Annotated in this window: 24 protein-coding genes; 11 read left to right on the forward strand and 13 right to left on the reverse strand. The window is 66.6% G+C overall.

Annotation, left to right across the window (positions count from 1 at the left end):
* Positions 1-13: 13 nt before the first annotated feature.
* From E4341_RS15195 to E4341_RS15230, 8 genes are read right to left on the reverse strand one after another with little or no spacing between them, the layout of a single operon-like run.
* A complete protein-coding gene (locus E4341_RS15195) occupies positions 14-1,051 on the reverse strand; it encodes a chemotaxis response regulator protein-glutamate methylesterase (RefSeq protein WP_153923350.1) in 1,038 nt (345 codons plus the stop codon).
* Positions 1,048-1,908 carry a protein-glutamate O-methyltransferase CheR gene (locus E4341_RS15200; protein WP_045811562.1) on the reverse strand — a complete coding sequence of 287 codons (861 nt, stop codon included), beginning with the start codon at positions 1,906-1,908 and terminating at the stop codon, positions 1,048-1,050. The genes E4341_RS15195 and E4341_RS15200 overlap by 4 nt, the downstream gene beginning before the upstream one ends.
* The gene (locus E4341_RS15205) at positions 1,905-2,360 is read right to left on the reverse strand and encodes a chemotaxis protein CheW (RefSeq protein WP_039246217.1); all 456 of its coding nucleotides are present in this window, start codon (positions 2,358-2,360) and stop codon (positions 1,905-1,907) included. The genes E4341_RS15200 and E4341_RS15205 overlap by 4 nt, the downstream gene beginning before the upstream one ends.
* Before the next feature lie 3 nt (positions 2,361-2,363).
* Positions 2,364-4,613 carry a chemotaxis protein CheA gene (locus E4341_RS15210; RefSeq protein WP_165118405.1) on the reverse strand — a complete coding sequence of 750 codons (2,250 nt, stop codon included), beginning with the start codon at positions 4,611-4,613 and terminating at the stop codon, positions 2,364-2,366.
* Between the two features lie 29 nt (positions 4,614-4,642).
* Positions 4,643-5,008 (reverse strand): response regulator, encoded by a 366-nt coding sequence (locus E4341_RS15215; protein WP_039246220.1) that lies wholly within the window; start codon positions 5,006-5,008, stop codon positions 4,643-4,645.
* Positions 5,005-5,280 carry an STAS domain-containing protein gene (locus E4341_RS15220; RefSeq protein ID WP_165118407.1) on the reverse strand — a complete coding sequence of 92 codons (276 nt, stop codon included), beginning with the start codon at positions 5,278-5,280 and terminating at the stop codon, positions 5,005-5,007. Before E4341_RS15220 ends, E4341_RS15215 begins: the two co-directional genes overlap by 4 nt.
* Positions 5,280-7,211, reverse strand: coding sequence for a methyl-accepting chemotaxis protein (locus E4341_RS15225; protein WP_165118825.1), 1,932 nt, complete (start codon positions 7,209-7,211; stop codon positions 5,280-5,282). Before E4341_RS15225 ends, E4341_RS15220 begins: the two co-directional genes overlap by 1 nt.
* A 45-nt stretch (positions 7,212-7,256) precedes the next feature.
* Positions 7,257-7,934, reverse strand: a complete 678-nt coding sequence (locus E4341_RS15230) for a TorF family putative porin (protein ID WP_165118409.1) — start codon at positions 7,932-7,934, stop codon at positions 7,257-7,259.
* Positions 7,935-8,248: 314 nt separating this feature from the next.
* On the opposite strand from E4341_RS15230, the gene E4341_RS15235 reads away from it, so the two are divergent.
* Genes E4341_RS15235 through E4341_RS15250 form a run of 4 tightly spaced genes read left to right on the forward strand, consistent with a single transcriptional unit; the run spans position 8,249 to position 13,086 of the window.
* Positions 8,249-9,679 carry a nitrogen regulation protein NR(II) gene (locus E4341_RS15235; protein WP_205751325.1) on the forward strand — a complete coding sequence of 477 codons (1,431 nt, stop codon included), beginning with the start codon at positions 8,249-8,251 and terminating at the stop codon, positions 9,677-9,679.
* Positions 9,679-10,290 (forward strand): response regulator transcription factor, encoded by a 612-nt coding sequence (locus E4341_RS15240; RefSeq protein WP_091750122.1) that lies wholly within the window; start codon positions 9,679-9,681, stop codon positions 10,288-10,290. Before E4341_RS15235 ends, E4341_RS15240 begins: the two co-directional genes overlap by 1 nt.
* 34 nt (positions 10,291-10,324) lie before the next feature.
* Positions 10,325-12,814 carry a helicase-related protein gene (locus tag E4341_RS15245; protein ID WP_165118411.1) on the forward strand — a complete coding sequence of 830 codons (2,490 nt, stop codon included), beginning with the start codon at positions 10,325-10,327 and terminating at the stop codon, positions 12,812-12,814.
* A complete protein-coding gene (locus E4341_RS15250; RefSeq protein WP_165118413.1) occupies positions 12,811-13,086 on the forward strand; it encodes an RNA-binding S4 domain-containing protein in 276 nt (91 codons plus the stop codon). Before E4341_RS15245 ends, E4341_RS15250 begins: the two co-directional genes overlap by 4 nt.
* A 32-nt stretch (positions 13,087-13,118) precedes the next feature.
* On the opposite strand, the gene E4341_RS15255 is transcribed toward E4341_RS15250, so the two are convergent.
* Positions 13,119-13,745 carry a YceI family protein gene (locus tag E4341_RS15255; protein WP_205751326.1) on the reverse strand — a complete coding sequence of 209 codons (627 nt, stop codon included), beginning with the start codon at positions 13,743-13,745 and terminating at the stop codon, positions 13,119-13,121.
* Positions 13,746-13,915: 170 nt separating this feature from the next.
* On the opposite strand from E4341_RS15255, the gene fdxA reads away from it, so the two are divergent.
* Both fdxA and E4341_RS15265 read left to right on the forward strand, forming a co-directional pair.
* Positions 13,916-14,257 carry a ferredoxin FdxA gene (gene fdxA, locus E4341_RS15260; RefSeq protein ID WP_017505910.1) on the forward strand — a complete coding sequence of 114 codons (342 nt, stop codon included), beginning with the start codon at positions 13,916-13,918 and terminating at the stop codon, positions 14,255-14,257.
* Between the two features lie 300 nt (positions 14,258-14,557).
* Positions 14,558-15,088, forward strand: a complete 531-nt coding sequence (locus E4341_RS15265; RefSeq protein WP_055753908.1) for a CarD family transcriptional regulator — start codon at positions 14,558-14,560, stop codon at positions 15,086-15,088.
* A gap of 73 nt (positions 15,089-15,161) precedes the next feature.
* Here the strand turns inward: E4341_RS15265 and E4341_RS15270 are convergent, their stop codons facing one another.
* Complete coding sequence (locus E4341_RS15270; RefSeq protein ID WP_038294089.1) at positions 15,162-15,641, reverse strand: DUF3617 family protein; 480 nt, start codon at positions 15,639-15,641, stop codon at positions 15,162-15,164.
* Between the two features lie 236 nt (positions 15,642-15,877).
* Between E4341_RS15270 and rpmB the strand changes: the two genes are divergently transcribed.
* On the forward strand, positions 15,878-16,174 hold the full coding sequence (gene rpmB, locus E4341_RS15275) for a 50S ribosomal protein L28 (RefSeq protein ID WP_026108540.1): 297 nt from the start codon (positions 15,878-15,880) through the stop codon (positions 16,172-16,174).
* Between the two features lie 109 nt (positions 16,175-16,283).
* Positions 16,284-18,008, forward strand: coding sequence for a M1 family metallopeptidase (locus tag E4341_RS15280; protein WP_165118415.1), 1,725 nt, complete (start codon positions 16,284-16,286; stop codon positions 18,006-18,008).
* A gap of 7 nt (positions 18,009-18,015) precedes the next feature.
* Here the strand turns inward: E4341_RS15280 and E4341_RS15285 are convergent, their stop codons facing one another.
* Complete coding sequence (locus tag E4341_RS15285; protein WP_066628713.1) at positions 18,016-18,792, reverse strand: transglutaminase family protein; 777 nt, start codon at positions 18,790-18,792, stop codon at positions 18,016-18,018.
* 132 nt (positions 18,793-18,924) lie between these two features.
* Here E4341_RS15285 and E4341_RS15290 point away from each other — a divergent pair, with 132 nt between their 5' ends.
* From E4341_RS15290 to E4341_RS15300, 3 genes are read left to right on the forward strand one after another with little or no spacing between them, the layout of a single operon-like run.
* The gene (locus E4341_RS15290; RefSeq protein WP_165118417.1) at positions 18,925-19,512 is read left to right on the forward strand and encodes a biliverdin-producing heme oxygenase; all 588 of its coding nucleotides are present in this window, start codon (positions 18,925-18,927) and stop codon (positions 19,510-19,512) included.
* Positions 19,509-21,683, forward strand: coding sequence for a histidine kinase dimerization/phosphoacceptor domain -containing protein (locus E4341_RS15295; protein WP_165118419.1), 2,175 nt, complete (start codon positions 19,509-19,511; stop codon positions 21,681-21,683). The genes E4341_RS15290 and E4341_RS15295 overlap by 4 nt, the downstream gene beginning before the upstream one ends.
* Positions 21,684-21,740: 57 nt before the next feature.
* Positions 21,741-22,670: a DMT family transporter gene (locus E4341_RS15300; RefSeq protein ID WP_165118421.1), complete on the forward strand. Its 930-nt coding sequence runs from the start codon at positions 21,741-21,743 to the stop codon at positions 22,668-22,670.
* Positions 22,671-22,755: 85 nt separating this feature from the next.
* Here the strand turns inward: E4341_RS15300 and E4341_RS15305 are convergent, their stop codons facing one another.
* Positions 22,756-22,959: a cold-shock protein gene (locus tag E4341_RS15305; RefSeq protein ID WP_017505920.1), complete on the reverse strand. Its 204-nt coding sequence runs from the start codon at positions 22,957-22,959 to the stop codon at positions 22,756-22,758.
* 196 nt (positions 22,960-23,155) lie between these two features.
* The gene (locus E4341_RS15310) at positions 23,156-23,917 is read right to left on the reverse strand and encodes an extensin family protein (protein WP_165118423.1); all 762 of its coding nucleotides are present in this window, start codon (positions 23,915-23,917) and stop codon (positions 23,156-23,158) included.
* Positions 23,918-24,014 lie beyond the last annotated feature (97 nt).

Raw genomic sequence — 24,014 nt, forward strand, 5'->3', positions numbered from 1 at the left:
GTTACGCTCCCGATTAGGCGACAGACCGCGCGGCCGGATCGGCGCACAGTTCGAGAATGGCGGGGGACAGGCGGTGCAACGGCAACTGCCGCTCCACGGCGCCGATTTCATAGGCGGCCTTGGGCATGCCGTAGACGACGCAGGTCGCCTCGTCCTGGCCCAGGGTGCGGCCGCCGGCCTGGCGCATGGTCAGCAGGCCCTTGGCGCCGTCACGGCCCATGCCGGTCAGGATGACGCCGGTCATCGGACGCTTCAGCCGGGCGACGGATTCGAACATCACATCGACCGACGGACGGTGGCCGTTGACGGGATCACTGGCGATCAGGCGGCACCGGGGTGTCAGGCCGCCGGACACCTCAAGATGGGTTGCGCCGCCGGGGGCCAGATAGATGTGGCCCGGCTTCAGCGGGGCGCCGTCCACCGCCTCAGTCACGGTCGGGGCGCAGACGCGGTCCAGGCGGGCGGCGAAGCTGGCGGTGAAGGTCGCCGGCATATGCTGGGTGATGACGGTCGCCGGGCAATCCAGCGGGAAGCCGCTGAGCACCGTCAGCAGAGCCTCGACCCCCCCAGTGGACGAACCGATGGCGAGAATCTGATTGGGGTCGGCGTGATAGGCGCGCGGCGCCTCGGCGGCGGCGGGCGTGTCGCCGCGGGCGCGGACGCGCGACCGGGCGGCGGTCTTCACCTTGCCGATCAGGTCGTGGAAGGCATCGACGCTGGCGACCGCCGGCTTGGCCACCGCGTCCACGGCGCCGATTTCCAGCGCGGCCAGGGTCACGTCCGTGCCCGCCGCCGTCAGGGTCGAGACCATGACCACCGGCATGGGCCGCAGCCGCATGATTTTTTCCAAGAACTCCAGCCCGTTCATATTGGGCATCTCGACATCCAGGGTGAGAACGTCGGGGTTCAGGGCCTTGATCGCGGCGCGCGCCTCGATGGGATCGGCGGCGGTGCCGACGACCTCGATCTCAGGATCCGACTTCAGGGCGGCCGAGATCAGCCCGCGCATGGTCAGGCTGTCGTCGACGACGAGGACGCGGACGGGGCTCATGCGCCACCCAGGCGATAGGTCGTCAGGCCGGCGGTCTGAAGCTGGCTTGTCGCCGGGCCGGAGACGCGTTCGGAATGACCGATGTAGAGGGTCGCGCCGGGGTTCATCAGCGGAGTGAACCGCTTCCACACCCGCTCCTGGGTCGCGTCGTCGAAGTAGATGACGACGTTGCGGCAGAAGATGACGTCGAACTTGCCCTTCATCGGCCAGTCGCCGATCAGGTTCAGCTCCTTGAAGCTGACCAGACGCTTCAGCTGCGCGCCCGCGACCCACTGGCCGCGATCGGCGCGGTCGAAATATTTGCGCCACAGGGTGACGGGCGCGGGCTCCAGCGCCTCTTCGGAATAGACGCCGTCATGGCCCTGGGCGACCATGTTGGGATCGATGTCGGTGGCCAGGATACGCACATCCAGCTCGGCCGCTTCGGGCAGGGCCTGAAGCACGGTCAGGGCCATCGAATAGGGCTCCTGCCCGTTCGAGCAGGCCGCCGACCACAGACGGACCCGGCCGCCGGCGCGGGCGCGCGCCGCCAGTTCGGGCATGACCCGGTCGCGCAGGTCGTCGAAATGGTGCGGTTCGCGATAGAAGCGCGTGACGTTGGTGGTCAGGGCCGCCGTCATCTTCTGACGCTCGTCGACGCCATCCACGCCCTCGACCAGGGCGCAGTAGTCGCGGAAGCTGGTCAGACCCAGGGTGCGCAGGCGCTTGGCCAGGCGCGAATAGACCAACGCGGCCTTGCCCTCGTTCAGGGCGATGCCCGCGTGGGCGTGCAGCATCTGGGCTATATGGCGGAAATCCTCGGCGGTGAAGACGAACTCGCCTTCGACGATCGATCCCCGGCCGGCGGCGGCGGTCATGCGGCTTCGGCCTCGACTTGCGGCAGGATGTAATCCAGTTCGATCAGGCTGATCATGCGGCCGTCGATCGAGAAGATGCCCTTGACGAAGGTCTTGACCTGATCGCTGGCGACGTCGGGCGTAGGCTGGACCGAGGCCTCGCTCATCTGCAGGATGTCGGACACGGCGTCGACCAGCAGGCCGACCATGCGGCCGCCAATGTGGGCCACCATGATGACGTGGCGCGCCGTCGGTTCCGAGGTCGTCAGGCCGAAGCGCGCGCCCAGGTCGATGATCGGCAGGACCGTGCCGCGCAGGTTGATGACGCCCTTCATATAGCCCGGCGAGCGGGGCAGAGGCGTCGCCGGCGTCCAGCCGCGGATTTCGCGCACCGACATGATATCGACGCAGAATTCCTGACTGCCGATGCGGAAGGCGATCAGTTCACGCTGGAGATCTTTGGCTTCGGTCATGGTTCAGCTCGCGAGCTTGAAGTCGGGACGGACGGATTTGCGGCGCATGTCGGTGACCAGCACGTCGACATCCAGGATCAGGGCCACGCGCCCGTCGCCCAGGATGGTGGCGGCGGCGACGCCCTCGACCTGCTGGTAGTTGGTTTCCAGGCTCTTGATGACCACCTGGCGCTGGCCCTGAATGGCGTCGAACAGAAGGGCCGCCTGCTGACCGCCTTCGGTTTCGACGACCACGGCGACGCCTTCGGTAGGGTTCATCGGCCGTTCGCGGAAGCCCATGATCAGGGCCACGTCGATCAGCGGCAGGAAACGATCGCGGAAGCGGATGACGGGATCCACGCCGCCGACGAAGTGCAGGTCGACGGCCTGCGGGGTCAGGCTCTCGACGATGGCCGGCAGCGGCGCGATTAGCGTCTGTTCAGCGGCGGTGACGACCATGCCGTCCAGCACCGCCAGCGTCAGCGGCAGGCTGAGGGTGAAGGTCGAGCCCTTGCCCGGCACCGAGCTGATGGAGATGCGGCCGCCCAGAGCCTGGATCGAGCGTTTGACCACGTCCATGCCCACGCCCCGGCCCGAGATGTCGGACACGACGGCGGCGGTGGAGAAGCCCGGCGCGAAGATCAGATTGTCGATCTGTTCGTCGGTCAGGGGCGCGTCGGCGGCGATCAGACCCTTATCGACGGCGATCTTCTTGACCCGTTCGCGGTTGATGCCGCGGCCGTCGTCGGAGATTTCGATGACGATCCGACCCGAGCGGTGCAGGGCCGCGAGACGCACGGTGCCCTCGGCCGGCTTGCCGACGGCGACGCGCTCCTCGGGCGTTTCCAGCCCGTGGTCGATGGCGTTGCGCAGCATATGGGTTATGGGCTCGGCCAAGCGTTCGACCACGGTCTTGTCGACCTCGGTGTCCTCGCCGGCCGTGACCAGGCGAACCTGTTTGGAGACCATGTCGGCGACTTCGCGGACCAGACGGGGCATACGCTGGAACACCGACTTCACCGGCTGGGCGCGGATGGCCATGACGCTGTCCTGGATCTCGCGGGTCAGCAGCTCCAGATCTTCGAGGCCCAGCGCGATGCCGGACGACCGGGCAAGGCCGCTTTCCAGGACGCGCTGCGACAGCATGGCCTGCTGGATGACGAGTTCGCCGACGACGTTGATCAGGCGATCCACGCGGTCCAGATCGACACGGATCGTCACCGGCGCGGGCGCGACAGGGGCGGAAGCCGGCGCGGGCGTCGCCGCCACGGGTGCGGCGACAGGGGCAGCCGCCGGCTCCACGGCAGGTGCAGCCGCGATCGGGGCCGGCGCGGGCTCCAACTCCAGGGGAGCGAAGGGCACGACCTCGGCCGCCGGCTCGGCGGCGGCGCCAGCGGCCTTGGCAAGCAGGGCGGCGATGTCCAGATCGTCGCTGGCGGGCAGGACGGCGGCCGGTTCGTCGTCGAACGCGACGATGTCGGTTGCGCCGCCGGCGCCCAGGGGCGTGATGGTCAGATCGCAGTCGCTTTCGACAAAGTCGAAGACCTCGCGCACGGCCGCCTCGTCGACGGCGGCGGCCAGATCGACCGTCCAGGTCAGGCAGCCGTCCTCGATCGACAGCGCGTCCAGCGTCGGCGTCTCGCTGTCGTCCACGACGACCGTGACCGGGCCGAGGCGGCCCAGTTCGCGCAGCAGCAGGCTGGTCTCGTTGGCGTTGACGTACATCCGGCCCATCGGCTTGAACACGATGCGCCAGCCGACCGACGGGGCGTCGGCGCCCAGGTCGGCGATGGGCAGGGGCGCAGGCTCGTCCAGCGCCATGTCGAAGGCCATGGGTGTGAAGCCGAAGTCATCTTCGTCTTCCTCGACCTCGACCGGCGCCTCGCCGCCGTGGGTCAGGACCTGCATTTCGGCGACCAGGGCGGCGGACCGCGCCTCGTCCACCGGCGGGATCAACCCTTGCGCGGCCTGAATGTGATCGGCCAATACGTCGGAGGCGCGCAACAGGGTCTTGATGGTGATGGCGTCGCACGGCTTACGGCCCGCGCGCAGTTCGTCCATCAGGGTCTCGAAGACGTGGGCGAACCGGACCAGGGCCTCCAGACCGAAGGCCCCTGCCCCGCCCTTGACCGAATGGACGGCGCGGAAGACGGCGTTGATCGTCTCCAGGTCGGTCTGACCCTGTTCAAGCAGCATCAGCTTGGCTTCCAGGTCCGCGAGCAGTTCGTCGCATTCCTGGAAGAAGGTGGCTTTGATGGCTTCGAAGGCGTCCATTAGGTCGGGGTCCGGCGGGCTTCAGGCGGTCAGGCGGCGACGCGGCGGACGGCGTCCACCAGCTTTGCGGGGTCGAACGGCTTGACGATCCAGCCGGTGGCGCCGGCGGCGCGGGCGCGCGCCTTCTTCTCGACGTCGCTCTCGGTCGTCAGCACCAGCACCGGGGTCGTGCGGTGGTTCGGATCGGCGCGGACGCCCTCGATGACGCCGAAGCCGTCCATGCGCGGCATGTTGATGTCGGTGATGATGACATCGGCGCCCTTGGACGCCAGGGTCTCCAGACCGTCCACGCCGTCCACGGCCTGGATCACGGTATAGCCCGCGTCTTCCAGCGCCATCAGCAGCATGTCGCGCATGGTGCGTGAATCGTCGATCGTCAGAACGGTCTTGGTCATGCCAACGCCCCCTCGGTGTTGAAGTCCGGCGCGCCATAGGCCGCCCATTGTTCCGTCCAATATTGGGACACAGACCCTAAACTTAGGTTGACGCCGTCGGCCGCCCACGTCTTTCGCGCCGACAGCAGGATCTGAAGGCACAGGCCGCCCAGGCGCTGAACCGCAGAGGCGTCCAGGACCACCGGATGACCGCGCAGGGCCAGCAGTTCGGCCTTCAGAGGCTCGGCCGCATTCAGGTCCAGCACGTCGGACAGGATCACGGTTTCGGTCATCAGAATTCCTCCCAACCGTCTTCGGCGGCGGTGACTTGAGGCCTGGGCGCAGCGCCGCCCCGGCCGATGGTTTTCAGCGCAGCGACCATGTGACTGGAGCGAGGAGCGGGCTTGGCGACGGGCACAGGCGTGCGAACCGGCGTGGGCGCAGCGGCGCGCGGCGACGAGGCCCCGACGCGGAACTGGGCGACCGAGGCTTGCAGGCTTTCCGCCTCCTGGGCCAGCGAATGGCTGGCGGCGGTCGATTGCTCGACCATGGCCGCGTTCTGCTGGGTGACCTGGTCCATCTGGTTCACGGCGGTGTTGACCTGGGCCAGACCGACGGCCTGTTCCTGGGCCGAGGCGGCGATTTCGGTGACCAGGCTGTCGATCTCGGCGACGCGGTCCACGATCCGTTGCAGCGCCTCGCCGGTCTCGCCGACCAATTTGACGCCCGAGCCGACCTGACCCGTCGAGGCCGAGATCAGGGTCTTGATCTCCTTGGCGGCTTCGGCCGAACGCTGGGCCAGGGCGCGAACTTCGGAGGCGACCACCGCAAAGCCGCGACCGGCTTCGCCCGCACGCGCGGCCTCGACGCCCGCATTCAGGGCCAAAAGGTTGGTCTGGAAGGCGATCTCGTCGATGACGCCGATGATCTGATTGATCTGGGTGGACGAGCTTTCGATGGCGGTCATGGCCTGGACGGCGTCGCGAACGATCACGCCGCTCTTCTCGGCGTCGCCGCGCGCGGCCTGAACCACGTCCGAGGCTTGGCGGGCGCCCGAGGCGGTCTTGTTCACCGTGGCGGTGATTTCATCCAGGGCCGCAGCCGTTTCCTCCAGCGAGGCGGCCTGCTGTTCAGTGCGGCGCGACAGGTCGTCGGCGGCCTGCGAGATTTCGCCGGCGCCCGAGCGGATGCCCGAGACGTTGTTGACCACGACCGAGACGGCCTGCTGCAGCTGGGAGATGGCGGCGTTGAAGTCGGCCTTCAGCTGCGCGGTCTTGGGGTTGAAGTCGATCTCGATCCGGTAGGTCAGGTCGCCGTTCGACATGGCGGAAAGACCCTGGCCCAGGGCGCCGATGGCCTGGGCGTCCTCGGCGGCCTCACGCGCCTTCTCAGCCTCGCGTTCAGCGCGTTCCTGCTCGCTCATGGACCGGTTGGCGATCGCCTCCCGTTCGACGCGGACCTTTTCGATCGCGGCGTCGCGGAAGGCCACGATGGCCTGACCCATCTTGCCGAACTCATCCTTGCGCTCGGCGCTGGCGACCTTGATGTCGGTATCGCCGGACATCAGTTTTTGCATATAGCCGATCATCGTGAATATCGGGCGCACGATGGACCGCGTGGCGACGAAGCCCGCAATCACGGCGATCACTAGGGCCGAGATAAGGCCCACGATCGTAGCGATCAGCGCGGTGCGGCTGGCGGCGTCCTGGGCCTCGGTCGAGGCCTCGCGGGCGACTTCATTGGCGGCCTTGATCTGATCCACCGCCTCTTCGACGGGGGCGACGTAGTTGTCGGCGGTTCCGTTACGCCCGACCATCTGAACGGCCTGGGCTGCGCGACCATCGCGCACCATCGCCGAACCGGTTTCGACGACATTCTTGTACCAGGTCGCATTGGCCTCGACCGCCTTGTCGACCAAGGCGGCGCGATCGGCCGGCAGTTCGCCGCGTAGCTCATCCATGGCCGCCAGGAACTTGGCGCGGTGCGCATCGACGCGTTCTATATAATAGGGATCCTGAGACAGGAGGTAGCCGCGGAAGGCGTTCTCCTGGCGGGCCATGTAAAACTCGGCCGTAGCGGTGGTGCGGTTGGCCTGGTTTTCCACCGTGCGGACTTCGCCGGCCTTCTCCAACTGGAGCAGGCTGGTTACAACGACGACGCCCATGACGGCGATCGCCGCCAAAACGAGACCAAAGGCCGCGAACAGCTTGCGGCCGACGGGCATATTTTCAATCAACTTCAACTCAGCATCCCCCGGTGGATCGGTAACTCAGAACGAATAGGTGGCGGCGGCGACGAGGCGACCCTCATAGGGCTCGCCTGCGCTGTGGCGGTCGGTGTCGTACCAGCGCAGATCGACGGCAAAGGCGTCGGTCAGCTTCTGTTTGGCGCCGACATTCCAGGCGTTGTAATCGACACCGCCGTCGGCCATGCGGTTGGCGACGGCGGCCGAAATCTTTGTCTTGGCGGCGACGGAGACCGTGCCTTGAAGCTCCAGCCACCAGGCCTCTTTCGTCGCCGCAAAGCCGTCGGGCGAATAGTTGACGCGCAGGCGCGTCGCCACGGGGCCCAGCTTGCGTGAAGCGTCCGCCTGATATTCCCAGTAGTTTTTGTCTACGCCGGCGCGCGACCCTGGCAGGTCGCGACTCATGACCCCCAGATCGAAGGTGAAACCGCCCGCCTTGGGTCGCCAACCGACCATGCTGACGATTTCCATGTCGTAGCCTTGAGATCCGGCGGCGTCAGAGACGAAGACGCTGACGTAGCCTTCGCCGAAGCTGGCTTCCGCCTTGGCGAAAGGCGCAACGTCCTGATTGCTCTTGCCCAGCCCTTTGCCGACATACTGGCTGGCGACACCGACATCGAGGCCGAACGATTGGGCCTGGGAGGTGATCGGTGCTGCGAGGCCTACTGCCGCGACAACAAAGAAGGCTGACGAACGAAACATGATGATCCCTGAAGCTTCTGCATTCTGAAGCCCAAGGATGAGGCGATGATTAATATTAAATCTGAACCGGACCGTATGTAGGATTGCGTAACCCATAGGTGGCTCGCCCAGCGTCCAAGCCGCGGCATCGGTAGGGATGCGGGTCACTCCAAACCGAATTTGAGCGAATACGTATGTTCACGTAGTCGAAATGAGCCTATACGAAAGTTGTCAGAAAAGCGGCGAGGCCCGCCAGCTTGAGGTCTGGCGAGTTTTCGCATCCCCATTCATACTCCGGTGAAATATATCCAGCAGCCCAGGAACAGTACGAAGACATGATCTTCAGGTCCAGGACATGGTGGAGCGGGGTCTTGATCGCGTGTCTGGCTGTTCTTGTGGCGACGCTGGTTCGCAGCGCGCTCGAACCGTTTGGAAACTTCTATTATCTGCCGCTGGTTCCGGCGGTGATTGTTACGGCTCTGCTCGCGCAAAGGGGCGCGGTCGTGCTGTCGATCCTGTTGGCCATCGGGGCCAACCTGTGGCTGGTGCATCGCGAAAGCGTGCTGGATGCGGCGACCAACGCCGCGCTTTTCGCGGTCATCGCCTGGGTCATCGCCGAGGTCTGTCGTCGGCTGATCGACTCGTTGGAACAGGCCCGCGCCCTGACGCGCGATCTGGCGCTGCGCGAGATGCTGCTCGACACCATCGTGGCCACGACGCCGATCGTGACCCTGGACCGTGAAGGACGCACGCGCCGCGTGACCCCGGCCGCCGCCGATCTTCTGCGTGTGGATCGAGAGACGGCGATGGCGCAGCCTTTCGCATCGCTGCTGCCCGGCTTCGACGACGCCGCTCTGGAAAAGGCCCGTCAGGGCGGCGAGGTGCTGGGCCCGTCCTCCGGCCCCTGGACGAGCGGGAATATAGACAAGCCTGGGCCGCCGCTGACGCTTCACGCCAATGTCCTGCCCGACGACATCGCCCCCGAACACATCGTCCTGACGCTGGGCGATCAAAGTCAGGCCGAGACGATCCGCAAGGGCGAGCGTGACCTGAACGACAAGCTCAGCAGCGTCTGGCGTTTGAACTCGATGGGCGAAATGGCCGCGACTCTGGCCCACGAACTGAACCAACCGCTGACCGCCGCCACCGTTTATCTGCATGCCGGCCAGGCCGAACTGACCCGGCTGGGAACGGTCGCGGAAGAGCCGGCCAAGACCATCGACCTGGCCAAGACCCAGTTGCTGCGCGCAGGCGACATCATCCGGCGCATGCGCGAACAGGTCGCGACAGGTTCGCGGTCCTTCACCGAAGAGCGCGCCTCGCTGATCGTCCTGGACCTGGCGCCGGTCTTCGCCCTGACGGGACAGGACACCGACACGACGATCGCTCTGGATGTGGAAGAGAACGACGATCAGGTTCTGGCCGACCGCATTCAAATTCAGCAGGCGCTGGCCAATCTGGTGCGCAACGCCGTGGACGCCGTCATCGGACGCGAAGGCGCGCGCGTGACGGTGACCGGCCGGACGCTGGGCGCGGACGGCTATGAGATCGCGGTGTGCGACAATGGCGACGGCATCCCCGAAGACCGAATCGACAGCATTTTTCATCCGATGGCGACGACCAAGGCCGGCGGCATGGGTCTGGGGCTGTCGGTCACGCGTTCAATCGTCGAGAGCCATGGCGCGACCCTGGTCGTCAGCCGAAGTTCTCAGGGTGGAGCGACCTTTTCGTTTCGTTTGCCGCGTCCCACGGAGTCCGAAATCTGATGAGCCCGCACTCCGTTTTCATCATCGACGACGACCCTGCCATGCGCGACGCCCTGGTGCTGATGCTGCGCGGGGCGGGGTATCGGGCGCGCAGTTTCCTCAGCGCCGACGACTTCCTGACCAATCTGCCCGAAGACCGCAGCGCCTGCGTCATCACCGATGTGCGGATGCCGGGGCTTCAGGGTTCTGAGCTGGTCGGGCGTCTAAAAACCCTGCGTGGCGACACCTGGCCGGTGATCGTCATCACGGGTCATGGGGAGGTGACGCTGGCGGTTCAGTTGATGAAGGCGGGCGTCGTGGATTTCGTCGAAAAGCCATTTGATCCGCAGCGAATGCTGGACGCGGTTTCCAGTTGCCTGGCCTCCTTGACCAGTCTAGAGGCCGAGCGGATCGCGCGCGAGGACGCCAAGGCCCGACTGGACACCCTGACCCCGCGCGAGCGTCAGGTGTTCGACGCCCTGATCGACGGCTGTTCCAACAAGGAGATCGCCCAACGGCTGGAGATCAGCCCGCGTACGGTGGAAATCTTTCGCGCCAAGGTGATGACGAAAATGCAGGCCGCGAACCTGTCCACCCTGGTCCGGATCGGAATGCGCGCCGGCGACGCTTGAGCCCGAAGAGATTCGTCGCCACCTTAGTCGCGACATGAGCGACCGGTCCGCAGGCCTCGCCCCGTCCCGCGTGACTGCGGTCCTGGGGCCCACCAACACCGGCAAGACCCATCTGGCGGTCGAGCGGATGCTGGGTCACGCCTCGGGCATGATCGGCCTGCCGCTGCGCCTGCTGGCGCGCGAGATCTATGAGCGGATCGCCAAACAGCGCGGCGCGGCGGCCGTCGCGCTGATCACAGGCGAGGAAAAGATCGTCCCGCCGCGCCCGCACTATTTCGTCTGCACCGTCGAGGCCATGCCGCTGGAGCGATCGGTCGAGTTTCTGGCCATCGACGAAATCCAGCTAGTCGCCGACCCCGAACGCGGCCACGTCTTCACCCAGCGGCTGCTGCACGCGCGCGGCCGGTTCGAGACGATGTTCCTGGGCGCAGGAACCATGGAGCCATTGATCCGCCGCCTGGTCCCGGACGTGGAGATCGTGACGCGCGACCGGTTGTCCACCCTGTCCTATGCGGGCTCCAAGAAGCTGACCCGCCTGCCGCGCCGCAGCGCCATCGTCGCCTTCTCGACCGACCGCGTCTACGCCATCGGCGAGTTGATCCGGCGTCAGCGCGGCGGCGCGGCGGTGGTGATGGGCAGCCTGTCCCCCCGCACCCGCAACGCCCAGGTGGCGCTGTATCAGTCGGGCGAGGTCGATTTCTTGGTCGCCACCGATGCCATCGGCATGGGGCTGAACATGGATGTGGACCATGTCGCCTTCGCGGGCCTTAGAAAGTTCGACGGGCGGCGCACGCGCTGGCTTTACGCCCATGAGATCGGCCAGATCGCCGGGCGGGCGGGCCGGCATCTGCGCGACGGCACCTTCGGCGTCACGGCCGAGGCTGAGGATCTGGACCCCGACTTGGTCGAACAGGTGGTCGAGCATCGATTCGATCCGATCGAGGCGGCGGAGTGGCGGAACGCCCGGCTGGATTTCGACACCCTGCCCGATCTGCTGCGCTCGCTGACCGTGACGCCCCAGCGATCGGGGCTGAGCCTGACGGCGGAGGCGCTGGATGAGACACTGCTGCGTCGCCTGATCAAGGACGAGGAGATCGCGCGCGTCGGGCGCTCGCGCGGGGCGGTCATGCGTCTGTGGGAGGCGTGCCAGTTGCCGGACTTCCAGAAGACGACGCTGGATGAACACGCCCGGCTGGCCAAGGACGTCTTTCACGCCCTGACCGGCAAGCGCGGCCGGCTGACCGACGACTGGATGGCGCCGCGCTTCGCCTTCGTGGATCGTGACGACGGTCAGATCGACCAGCTGTCGGCGCGGCTGTCGGCGGTGCGCACCCTGTCCTACATCGCCAACCGGCCTGACTGGGTCCACGACGCGCAAGGCTGGCGCGACAAGACCCGCGCGCTGGAAGACCGGCTGTCCGACGTGCTGCACGAGCGGCTGACCGCCCGGTTCGTGGATCGACGAACCACCGCCCTGATGCGGGCGCTGAACGTGCGCGAGGACACGTTTGCAGGCGTTGCCGAAGACGGCGAGGTCACGGTCGAAGGCCAGGTCGTCGGCCAGCTGGAGGGCGTGCGCTTCCACATGGAGAAGGGCTCTTCGGCCCTGGAAGACCGCACCCTGCGTCAGGCGGCCGTGCGTGCGGTGACGCCCGAGATCAATCGACGGCTGGGGCGTCTGGCGGCCGAGACCGACGACGGGTTTTCGGTCACGCCGGACGGGGCGGTGCTGTGGCGCGGCGTGCTGACGGCGCAGATCAATGCGACGCCGCAAGGGGTCGATCCGTTTACGCCTTCCGTGCGCCTGCTGGGCGATCTGGGGCCGACGCCCGCTCGCGAGCGCGCCCAGCGCCGGATCGAGGCGTGGCTGGCGGCGGAAGCGGGCCGTGCGCTGCGCGATCTGCGACGGCTGCGTCAGGCGGTCGAGTCGGGGACATTGAAGGGCCTTCCGCGCGGCATCGCCTTTCGCCTGATCGAGGCCGGCGGCGTGATCGACCGGCGCGAGGTCGAGCGCGATCTGGCTGCGCTGAGCCAGGTGGAGCGCCGTACGCTGCGCAGTTTCGCCATCCGCATCGGGGCGCATTCGGTGTGGCTGCCCGGTCTTCAGAAGCCGCGCGCGCGCCATTTCGCCCAGGCCTTCGTCGCCGCGCCGCTGATCCCGGCGACGCCCGATCTGATCCCCGCGCCCGTGGAGCCGCCCTCGGCGCGGCTGTTGTCCGCGCACGGATTGCAATTGGCGGGACGGTGGCTGGCGCCGGTCGAAACGCTGGAGAAGATGGCCGAGCTGCGGGCCGCCAATCACGGCCGGCTGTCCGACGAGGCCGTGACCGATCTGGGCTGGCGCGCCGATCAGGCCAAACAGATCATCGCCGCCCTGAAGGTCGAACGCGCCCGCCTGCCCGACAAGCCGGGCGCAGCGCCGAAGATCGTCAAGGACTCGCCCTTCGCTGCGCTCGCCGCCCTGACGGAGGCGCCCCCGGCGCGGCCCAAGCGTCGTCGTCCGCGTCGAAAGGCGAAGGCTTGAACGAGAACGCCTGTCGCATCGACATCTGGCTGTGGCGCGCGCGGTTCGTGAAGACGCGCGGCCTGGCGGCCGATCTGGTGGAGCGGGGGGCGGTGCGGCTGACGCATCAGGGGCGCGAGACGCGGCTCGACAAGCCCAGCCGATGCGTTCACGTCGGCGACCTGCTGACCTTCGCCCAGAACGGACGCGTCACCAGTCTGAAAGTCGAGGCGCTGGGCGAAAGGCGCGGACCGGCCGAGGAGGCCCGCGCCCTGTATTCGCTTACGGTCTAAACGGGCTCAAGTCGCGCGCAGCGCGGTAGGCCCTACTTCTGAATGACGAACTCGCCTTCGATGTGCAGCTTCACCTCGTCGGAGACGGCCGGCAGGGCGTAGTTGATGCCGAAGCCCGAGCGTTTGATGGTCGCTTCGCCGTCGAAGCCGGCCTTGTAGGCGCCCATGACGGTTCCGGCGCCGTTGAACTCGACCTCGATGGTGACGGGCTTGGTCACGCCCTTCAGGGTCAGATCGCCGACCACGGTCGCCTCGTTGGCGTCATCGGCGTCGACCGTGACCGAGCGCGAGACGAAGGTCGCGGTCGGATATTGGGCGGTGTCGAAGAAGTCGGCGGTCTGCAGGTGGGCCTTCAGACGGTCGTCGTTCGGCGCCACGTCGGTCAGCGGAACCGTCGCGGTCAGGGTCGAGGCCGAGGGGTTGGCCGGGTCCAGCTTCAGCACCGCCTTCACGTTCACAAACTGGCCGGTATAGGTCGACAGGCCGAAGTGATTGACCGACCAGGTGATCTTGCCGTGGCCGGAATCGAGATCGTAGTTCCCGGCGGTGACTTCGGCGGGGTTCTTGGTCAGAGCGGCCTGAGCCACGACCGCGCCGCCAGCGACCAGGCTGAGGGCGGCCGCGCCGGCGACGGCGTATTTCATCAAGGGGGTGCGCATGGGGAGTTCCTGTCGATGGGCGAATATGCAATCAATACAGTTGCGATTAGGCGCCGTTCTGTCAAGGCGCTGCGAATGGCTCTCGCCTTAAGCCGCGCTGTTGACAGTTGGTTGCGTGGCCGCCATGTCGCAGGCCTCCCGCCCACAGACCGACACCCGTTTTTCGCCCAATGACCTACATCGTCACCGACGCCTGCGTGAAATGTAAGTTCATGGACTGCGTCGAGGTGTGTCCGGTGGACTGCTTCTACGAGGGCGAGAACTTCCTGGTGATCGCGCCGGACGAATGCATCGACTGCGGCGTGTGCGAACCGGAATGCCCGGTCGACGCCATCGTGCCGGACACCGAGGACGAGCCCGACGGCAAATGGCTTCAGGTCAACGCCGAATACGCCAAGGTCTGGCCGAACATCACCGTCAAGGGCACGCCCCCCGCCGACCGCGAGCAGTACGAGCGCGAAACCGGCAAATACGAGAAATACTTCAGCCCCAAGCCGGGCAAGGGTTCCTGATTTAACGACTGGCGGCGCTCAAGCCTTGCCGTATTTGTACGTCCGCCCTGTGGACGTTTTGAAATTCCGCAGATTTGTGATAGGTTCTGTTTCATTGGATCGGGCGGTCCGCGAAATCTTCGCGCCGCCCGTGTTTGCGACAGAATCCCGCCCTAGACGGGATCGGCCAGAGGTTTGGTGATCCGTTTCCGCTTTTGACGCCCAACATCATCCCCTCCGACGGAGCGATCCGGCGGATGAGATCCTGTTTGCGTTTCCTGCGCCTTCGTTTCGCCCGGCCCTGACCGGGAAAGGACGATTATGACGAGCAAGACTGGTCTGGAGTTCAAGGTTGGCGACGCGGTCGTCTATCCGGCGCACGGCGTCGGCAAGGTGGCGGCGATCGAGACCCAGGAAGTCGCGGGCATGTCGCTGGAGGTCTATGTCGTGACCTTCGACCACGAGAAGATGACCCTGCGCGTCCCGACCAAGAAGGCCGTCACGGCCGGCCTGCGTTCGCTGGCCGCCGACGACGTCGTGACGAAGGCCCTGACCACCCTGAAGGGCCGCGCGCGCATCAAGCGCACCATGTGGTCGCGTCGCGCCCAGGAATACGAAGCCAAGATCAACTCGGGCGACCTGATCTCCATCGCCGAAGTGGTTCGCGATCTGCACCGCGCCGACACCCAGCCGGAACAGTCCTATTCGGAGCGCCAGCTCTATGAATCGGCCCTGGACCGCATGGCGCGCGAAGTCGCCGCCGCCAACAAGATCGACAAGGACGCCGCCGTCGAGCTGCTCGCCAAGTCGCTCAGCGCCAAAAAGCCGATCCCGACCGCCGAAGCCGCCTAAGCTTCGAGTCTCGGACTAAAGAAAAGGCCCCGGAGCGATCCGGGGCCTTTTTTGATGCGTCGCAGAGCCGGGGTCAGAAGTATTCGGCGTTGGCCGGGCACTGGGCGCTGATGCGGCGCGCCGTGATGCTGGCGGGGATATAGGGGGTGCCGCGCACGATCTGGGCGCCGCCGCGGAAGCTGAAGCTGGTTTCGGTGTAGGTGCCGTTCAGGCGGACAGCGATGCGACGGCCCTTGCGATCCTGGCAGGTCCCCTCGAAGCGGGCGTTGCCGTTGCCGACCACGCGGGTCGGATAGGTGCAGCGCCACTTGTTGGTCGACAGGCCGCCGAAGAATCGGTTGATCTCGCTGGGCCGCACGCACTTCTGCTCGGTATCGCGCTGGCCCACCGCGCTGGTGGTGTATTCCCAATAGCCGGGCAGGACTTCGGACTGAGCCGCAGTCTGGGCCGGGGCGATGGCGGGCGAGGCGAGCATGAAGCCGCCGGCCATCACCGGGGCCAGGACGGCGAGCGCGCGCTTGGGCAGGCGGTCGATCAAGGACGGACGGGACATGGAAGCCTTCTGTTTTGCTTGGGTCTCTTTTGAGGTCGTCACCATATGGGCCATACAGGGCGGCATTTGAATGACGGCTGAACGAGACGCGGGGACGATGGGTCCAGACTCGGCTTGACGCCGAACCGCCTCTTCCCTTATACGGCCCCCTCTCGCGCGGGCTGGTTCCCGCGCGCAACTGTTTCATGCGTCCTCTCCCACGCTCGGGCTGGACGCCGCACCTTAAGGATCTGACGATGTCGCGTCGTTGCGAACTCACCGGTATCGGCCCCATGGTCGGCCACAATGTGAGCCACTCGAACATCAAGACCAAGCGCCGCTTCCTGCCGTCGCTGAAGACGGTCAAGGTCACGTCGGAAGCCCTGGGCCAGACGTTCAGCCTGCGCATCTCGAACGCCGCGCTGCGCACCCTGGACTACAAGGGCGGCCTGGACGTCTTCATCGTCAAGGCCCGCGACGAGCAGCTGTCGATCGCCGCTCAGCGCATCAAGCGCCAGATTCGCGCCAAGCTGGCCGAACAAGCCGCCGCCTGATCGGCGACCGCGACATAGAGTTCTGGAAGAGGCCGGTGGAAACACCGGCCTTTTTCTTTGCGCCATTGACCGCTCGCGCTAGCCTGTCGCCTCAGAGAGGGACGGCTTCATGCGCTTCAAGATTTTGCTTTTGGCCGCAGCCAGCGCCCTGACGCTGTCGGCCTGCGCCACCGTGGCCCAGCCGACGCCGACGCCACGTGAATCGACCGCCTTCACTCTTGCCACCGATCAGCCGCTGACGCCGGAACAGCAGGCGATGCAGTTCGACAAGGCCGATTTGTCGATCAAGGTCCTGCCCGAAGACAAGGCCATCGACGCGGTCGCCGTGCTGGACTTCACCGCCAAGGCGCCCCTGACCGCTCTGGTCGTCGAACTGGACACACTGCTGACCATCTCCTCGGTCCAGATCGACGGGGTCGAGGTCGCCGTCGATCGCTGGTCCAACCCCGAAGGCCGGCTGACGGTGCAGCTGCCCCACATGTTGGCCACGGGCCGGTCGGTAGCCCTGCGCGTCGCCTACGCCGGCCAGCCGCGCGTGGCGCCCCGTGCGCCTTGGGACGGCGGCTTCGTCTGGTCCACCGCGCCGTCGGGCGAGCCATGGATCGCCACGGCGGTTCAGGGCGAGGGCTGTGACATTTTCTGGCCCTGCATCGACAGCCCGCACGGCGAACCGGGCCGGGTCGATCTGCACATCACCGTCCCGTCGGCCCTATCGGCGCCGTCCAATGGCCGCTTCCTGGGCAAGGTCGATCACGGCGACGGCTGGACCACCTGGAACTGGTCGGCGAAATCGCCCAACACATACGCCATCGCCCTGAACGTCGGGCCGTACGAAGAGGTGTCGGGCGAATACGCCAGCCGGTTCGGCAACACGATCCCGATGCGCTACTGGCATCTGAAATCGGACACCCCCGAACAGGTCCAGGGCCTGTTCGCCCAGTTCCCTAGGATGCTGGACTTCTTCGAAGCCACCGTCGGCCCCTTCCCCTTCGGCGACGAGAAGATGGGCGTGGTCGAGACCCCGCACCTGGGCATGGAGCACCAGACGATCAACGCCTACGGCAACGGCTACAAGATCGACGGGCGGGGCTACGACTGGCTGTTGCAGCACGAGTTCGCCCACGAATGGTTCGGCAACCAGCTGACCAATCAGAACGCCGACGACATGTGGCTGCACGAGGGGTTGGGGTCATACATGCAGCCGCTCTATGCCCGCTGGCTGCTGGGCGACCGCTATATGCAGCGCGAACTGGCCAATCAGCGCGAGGGTTTGATCAACACATATCCCGTCGTCTCAGGCACGCCCAAGACCGAAGACGAGGTCTACAAAGGCGACGTTGGGCCGGGCAATGACATCTATTCCAAGGGATCGCTGATCAGTCATTCGCTGCGGATGTTGATCGGCGACGCCGCCTTCCACGATGCGGTCACGCGTCTGGTCTATGGGCGAGCCGACCCCAGACCAGGCAACTTCGCGCCGCTTTATCGTTCGACTGGAGACTTCCTCGCGATCATCAACGATGTTACGGGCCGGGACTACGGCTGGTTCTTCCGCGGCTATCTCTACAACGCCGCCCTGCCGATGCTGACCCAGACCCGCGACGGCGATGTGCTGAAGCTGGAGTGGACGACGGGCGACGGCGGCGTCTTCCCCATGCCGCTGGAGGTCGAGATCGACGGGCGCGTTCAAACCGTGGCCATGACCGGCGGGCGGGGCCAGATCGCGGTTGCGGCCGGCGCCCATGTCCTGATCGATCCGCAGAACAAGGTGCTGCGCCAGATGGACGTGATCGACGAGCTTCAGGCCTATAAGGCGGCGCAGAAGCCGAAGTAGCGGCCGGTCAGGCCTCGGCCACCGTCACCGACTGGCGCACCATCTGACAGCGCTCCTGCGTCGTCAGGAAGGCGATGTCCGCCGCATCGCGCCCGCAGGCGATCCGCACCAGGCCTTCGACCGGCGCCAGGCCCGTCGGATCGACCAGCCACCAGCCGTTATCCAGCCAGACCTCGAAGATGGCGTGAAAGTCGGGCGGGCTGAGTTGGTGGGCGAAAGCGCTGACCGCGCGCGCAGGAATGCCCGACGCCCGACACAGCGTCATGCCTAGATGGGTGAAGTCGCGGCACACGCCGGCCCGGTCGATGAAGGTGCGCGCCGCCGTGGTTTCGGTATCCGACACGCCGTGCTCGTAATCGACGTTCTCGGTGATCCAGTTCAGGATCGCCAGCACGCGCGCGCCGCCCGCCGTGTCGCCGAACTCGCGCGTCACGAAGCGGCCGAACTGATCCGACGGGCAATAGCGGCTGGGCTGGAGATAGGGCAGGACCTCGGCGGGCAGCTCGCCCCAGTCATGCTGGGATACGCTAGGCGGCAGGCCCTTCAGCACGCCGTTTTCGACCACTGCCTCATAGGTCAGCTTGACCTCGCCCTCGACGTGGCAGCGCAGGGTGCGGGCGCCGAAATCGACGTCCTCGTCCTCATGGAAATCAACCGGCGGGTCGAAGGTCAGAGTTTCTTCCAGAATGTCCTGGCCCGGCCAGTGCGCGACCTGGATCTTGTAAATGGCGTCCGTCGGCGGATCGAAACGATAGACGAGTTCGGCGCGGACGCGCAGTTTCATGAAAATCTGCCGATCAAAGGGAGATGAGAAGGTTGCTGGTGAACGCCACGCGGTCTGGGCCGTTCCGTGGTGGTCCGCGCCTTCTGGCCTGTGCAAATCGACAAGACAAGACAGTGTGTTAATCTGAGTCCCATGATCGCTTCCCCTGCCCTTCTCGCTCTTCGGGAAGCCACCGCCTCAGCCCACGAAACCCTGGAAGTCCAGGCCCGGATCGAGCCGCGTCTGTCGGACCCCGCCACGCGGGCGGAGACCGTTGCGGCGTTTTACCGCTTCCATGCCGGACTGGAGCCGCTCAGCCATCCGCTGGTGGCGGCGTTGAACGCCGAACTGGGCGCCGGCTTCGAACCGCGATCACGTGCGAACGGGATCGCCCAGGACCTGACGATACTGGGTCAGCGCATTTCTCCGCCCGCGCGTCCGGCTGCGCCCGCCTCGGCCGGCGAAGCCTTGGGCTGGGTCTATCTGGCCGAAGGGTCGATGCTAGGCGGTCGGATCATTCGACGCCGGCTGGCCGCCGAGGGTCGCGATCTGGACGGCCTCGGCTTTCTGGATCCCTATGGCGAAGAAACCGGCGCACGCTGGCGCGCCTTCATGGATTTGCTGGACCGGGCCTGCCTTGGCGGCCTTGTCACGATCGATCAGGTGGTGAAGGGCGGCGTCGACGGTTTCGCCTTCGCCCACCGCACCTTGCAACCCCAGCCGCAGGAGGCCGCGGCATGACCGAGACGCTCGACCTGGCCGACGCCGCGCTGAACGAGTGCGATCGCGAGCCGATCCACATTCCTCAATCGATCCAACCGCACGGCTTCATGCTGGTGCTGGATCTGCAATCCCTGACCATCCGCCAGGGGGCGGGCGCGATCGAGGAGCTGACGGGCCGTAAGATTTGGATCGACCGCACCGTCGCCGACGTGTTGGGCGATGTCGCCGACCGGGCCGTGCGCGCCATGGCCGCACATCAGGAGGCCGGCTTCGCCTGTCGCTGGCGCGCGACCAATCGTCTGGAATACGACGTCGTGGTGCATCGTGCGCCGGGAACCACTTCTGGCACGATCAACGATCTGATGATGATCGAGGTCGAGCAGAGCTCGCAGCAGGCCCGCCTCGGCGTCGATCTGATCGCCAACCTGGACGCCGCCGGCGCCGCGCTGGAACGGGCGGTGACGATCCAGACGGTGTGCGAGCGGGCGGCGGACGCCTTCCGTCGCCTGACCGGTTTCGACCGGGTGATGATCTATCGCTTCCAGGACGACGAGGCGGGTCAGGTCGTCGCCGAAAGCCGCGCCGATGGGTCCGGCTCCTTCCTGAACCACCATTTCCCCGCCACCGACATCCCGCAGCAGGCGCGCGCCCTTTATCTGCGCAACCCCGTGCGGGTCATTCCCGACAGCCGCTATACGCCTCAGCCCCTGCGCCCCATCGCGCCTGGCGAGGCGCCGTTGGACATGAGCGACAGCGGCCTGCGCTCGGTGTCCCCAATCCATCTGCAATATCTGCGCAACATGGACGTTCGGGCCTCGGCTTCGGTTTCGATCATCGTCGATGACGCCCTGTGGGGGCTGGTGGCCTGCCACAACGCCTCGCCTAAGCTGCTGCCCTATGAGCTGCGCGTGGGCTGCACGGCCGTGGCGCGTAATCTGGCGCGACAGCTGAAGTCCAGGACCGACGCTGACCTCTATCGCGAGCGCACGCGCCTGCGTCGGATGGAGGACGAACTGCTTTCACGGCTGTCGCCAGACCGACCGATGCGAGAGGCGCTGGGCGAAAAGGCTGACGCCCTGATGCAGCTGACCAGCGCGGACGGTCTGGCCATCGTCAGCGACGGCGATATCCAGACCTTTGGCCATACACCGCCCGAAGACGGCGTACGCGCCATCGCCGCCTGGGCTGCGGGACGGCCGGGCCTGCGCCCCGTCTCGTCGCACAACCTGGCCTCGGTTCTGCCCGCCGCCGAGGCCTGGAAGACGCACGCCAGCGGCCTGCTGGCGGTGACCCTGCCTCTGGATCAGCCGGTCTCGCTGCTGTGGTTCCGCTCGGAGGTGCTGGAAACGGTGCGTTGGGCCGGCAATCCCTCAACGGCGGACAAGACTGGCCCCAACGCCATTCTGACGCCCCGCGCCTCGTTCGAAAGCTGGTCGGACACCGTCTCGGGCCGCGCGCACCGCTGGGGCCCCGCCGCCGTGGAATCCGCCGCCCGGCTCAGAGACGCGCTGGCCGACTACGCCGCGGTCCATCAGATCCGACGGCTGAACCGATCGCTACAGGACCGCCTGTCCGAGCGCGACCTGCGGCTGGAACAGCAGCAGTATCTGATCCGCGAGGTGAACCACCGGGTTCAGAACAGCCTGACGCTGGTGTCCAGCTTCCTGGGCCTTCAGGCGCGAGAACAGGCGGGCGGCTCGGCCGCGACCGCGCTGAACGAGGCGCGACGTCGCGTGCGCGCCGTCTCTGCGGTCCACAGCCGGCTGTATCTGAGCGATCAGGTCACGACCATCGACATGAGCCGCTATATCGGCGAGCTGATCGGCGATCTGGGCTCCAGCATGGGGCCCGACTGGGCCGCCGCCATCGAAACCGATCTGGACCCGGTCTGCATCGAGCCAGGGCGCGCCATCACCATCGGCCTGATCCTGACGGAACTGATCATCAACGCCCAGAAATACGCCTATGGCGGCAAGCCTGGTCCGTTGCGGATCGCCTTTCAGGAAGACGGCGCCTTCTTCCGCATGACGGTGGAGGACGAGGGCGCCGGCGGGCATCTGGCCGGCAAGGGGTTCGGCTCGATGATGATCAAGAGCTTGGTCGGTCAGTTGGACGGGACAATCGACTATCGAGACCGCGCGCCGGGCCTCAGCGTCGTGTTGCGGTCGCGGATCGACCCGCTCGTTTAAGGGGCGGCCTGACGGCGCCTGTGGCGTCAGGTCGCAGGGCGCCGTAAGAGCCGGGCCATGTCCGCCCTGGCCTTTCGTCCTTCCTCGCGCGCCTTTGCGCTGATCGTTCTGCTGATCGCGGCCAGCGTGCTGGGCCTGGCGCCCATTCTGGTGCGGTTGACCGAGACGGGACCGGCGGCGGCGGGGTTCTGGCGGTTCCTGTTCGCCCTGCCCCTGCTGACGATCCTGGCGGCGCGCGAGCCGGGCGGGATCGCGACCCCATCGAAATGGGCGCTGCTGGCGGGCCTGTTCTTCGCCCTGGACCTCAGCTTCTGGCACTACGGCATCGTCATGACCTCGGTCGCCAACGCCACGGTGCTGTGCAACCTGACGCCGGTCGTCGTGACCCTGTTCGGCTGGTTCGTGCTGAAGGAGCGGCCGCACCGGCTGTTCATCCTAGCCCTGGCCCTGGCCATGGGCGGCGCCTTCGCCATGGCGGCGGGCGCGGACGGCGGACAGGGGACCAATCCGATGCTGGGCGACCTGTTCTCGCTGTCGGTGGCGATTTGGTATTCGGGCTATTTCCTGGCGGTGCAGGCGGCGCGGCGCACGGCCGGCGCGATGCGGGTGACCTTCTGGGCGACCCTGCTGGGCGCGCCCCTGCTGCTGATCGTCGCCCTGGCGCTGGGCGAGGCTGTCATCCCCGCCGGGCCGGCCGGCTGGGCCGCCTGCGTCGCCATGGGCGTGATGCACGTCTTCGGCCAAGGCGGCGTGGCCTGGGCGCTGGGCAAACTGCCGGCCTCGGTCACGGCCGTGACCATCCTGATCCAGCCGGTCGTCGCGGGCCTGCTGGGCTGGTGGATCTTCGGCGAGACCCTGACGCCGGTTCAGGCCCTGGGCGGCGCCCTCATGTTGGGCGCCATCGTCCTGGCGCAGCGGTCCCAACGCACCAAGACCGTCCAAGCCGCCGAGACCAAGCCGCAGGGCGCATTAAACGGGCTCAAGTAGCGCGAAGCGCGGTAGCCCGAAAAAAACAAAACGGGCGCGGGAGAAACTCCCGCGCCCGCCTCTAAGCCTTGAAGGCTGGATCGACTTAAAGAACCTTGAGGTCGATCGCCGAAGTCTTGCCGCGCTGGTTTTCCAGCTCGTATTCGACCTTGGCGTTCTCATCGAGGCCCTGAAGTCCGGCCTTCTGAACGGCGGTGACGTGAACGAACACGTCGGAGCCGCCGCTATCGGGCTGGATGAAGCCGTAGCCCTTGGTGGGGTTGAACCACTTGACCGTGCCGGTCGCCATGTCTGCGTCTCCGTAAACGCGCTTTTCCAGGCGGATCCCCCTCGAGGTGACCCGACAATCCATCTGGACAGCTCGTTCAGGCGAAGGAGCGAAACGCGGGTTTGGACCCCACGCGAAATCCGGACTGCAGCGATGTTGTCACCCGGCTTTTCCAGACGGTCAACAGCAAAGCGAGTCGCACCGGACGCATTCAGGCTTAACGACACAGGCCCCGCGCGGCCCCGTCGATGTGCAGATGGTTGGCGTGGGCGGCGTTGTAGTCGGGCGTCAACACCGTCGAGAACAGCTGGCAGGCCCCGTCGCGCAAGGCGTGCAGGAAGCGGCCGCCCGGCTCGCCCGCCGGCCCGTCGCCGCGCCAGTCGTTCAGCACGCTGACGGTCCGACCGTCCTTCAAGGTCACCGCTGCGACATCCAGCGCATTGGCCTTGGCATGTTCGCTGGGCCGCTCGGCCTCGTCCTGCGAGCCGTAGATGCGGCGGCATGAATAGGTGCCGTAGTTCTCCACCCGCGCGGGCGCCGAGCCCAGAATGTCGCGCGAGGCCGGGCGCAGCACCTGTCGATCCCAAATGACGTAGCGGACCGCCAGCGGGCACTGCATGACGACGTCGGCCGGCGCCAGCGGCGTCACCTCGCCGCCCGTGATCCGCACCGCCCCGCGCACCACGCAGAAGCCGCCGTCGTCGCGGTCGGGCGCGCGTTCGACCTGAACCCCCGCATTGCGCAGCGCCTGCATACAGGCCTCGGTCGCGCCCTCGACAGCCTCGGGGGTGGCGGCGGTCGGCACATCGAATCCGGCGACCTTGGCAGCTGTCGCGCGGCCCAAAGGCCGATCCAAATCCAGCGGCTTCCACGGCAGGTCCTGGGGCGGAGCGAAGGCGTTCAGCAACGCAAAGCCGGCGCAGACCAGCAGCGCCAGCTCCCACACCAGATTCCACATGTCCGCCAGATCGCGCTTCATTCGGCCCCTCGGAGGCCGGACGGGCCCGGCGCCTTAACGCCCAGCTTCGCAGTCGGCTCCCTCGCCCTTGCTCTCTGCCCGCCCTCGGCCCACTCTC

The organism is Brevundimonas sp. 'scallop' (genome assembly GCF_011045535.1).
In the GTDB taxonomy this organism is placed as follows: Bacteria; Pseudomonadota; Alphaproteobacteria; order Caulobacterales; family Caulobacteraceae; genus Brevundimonas; species Brevundimonas vesicularis.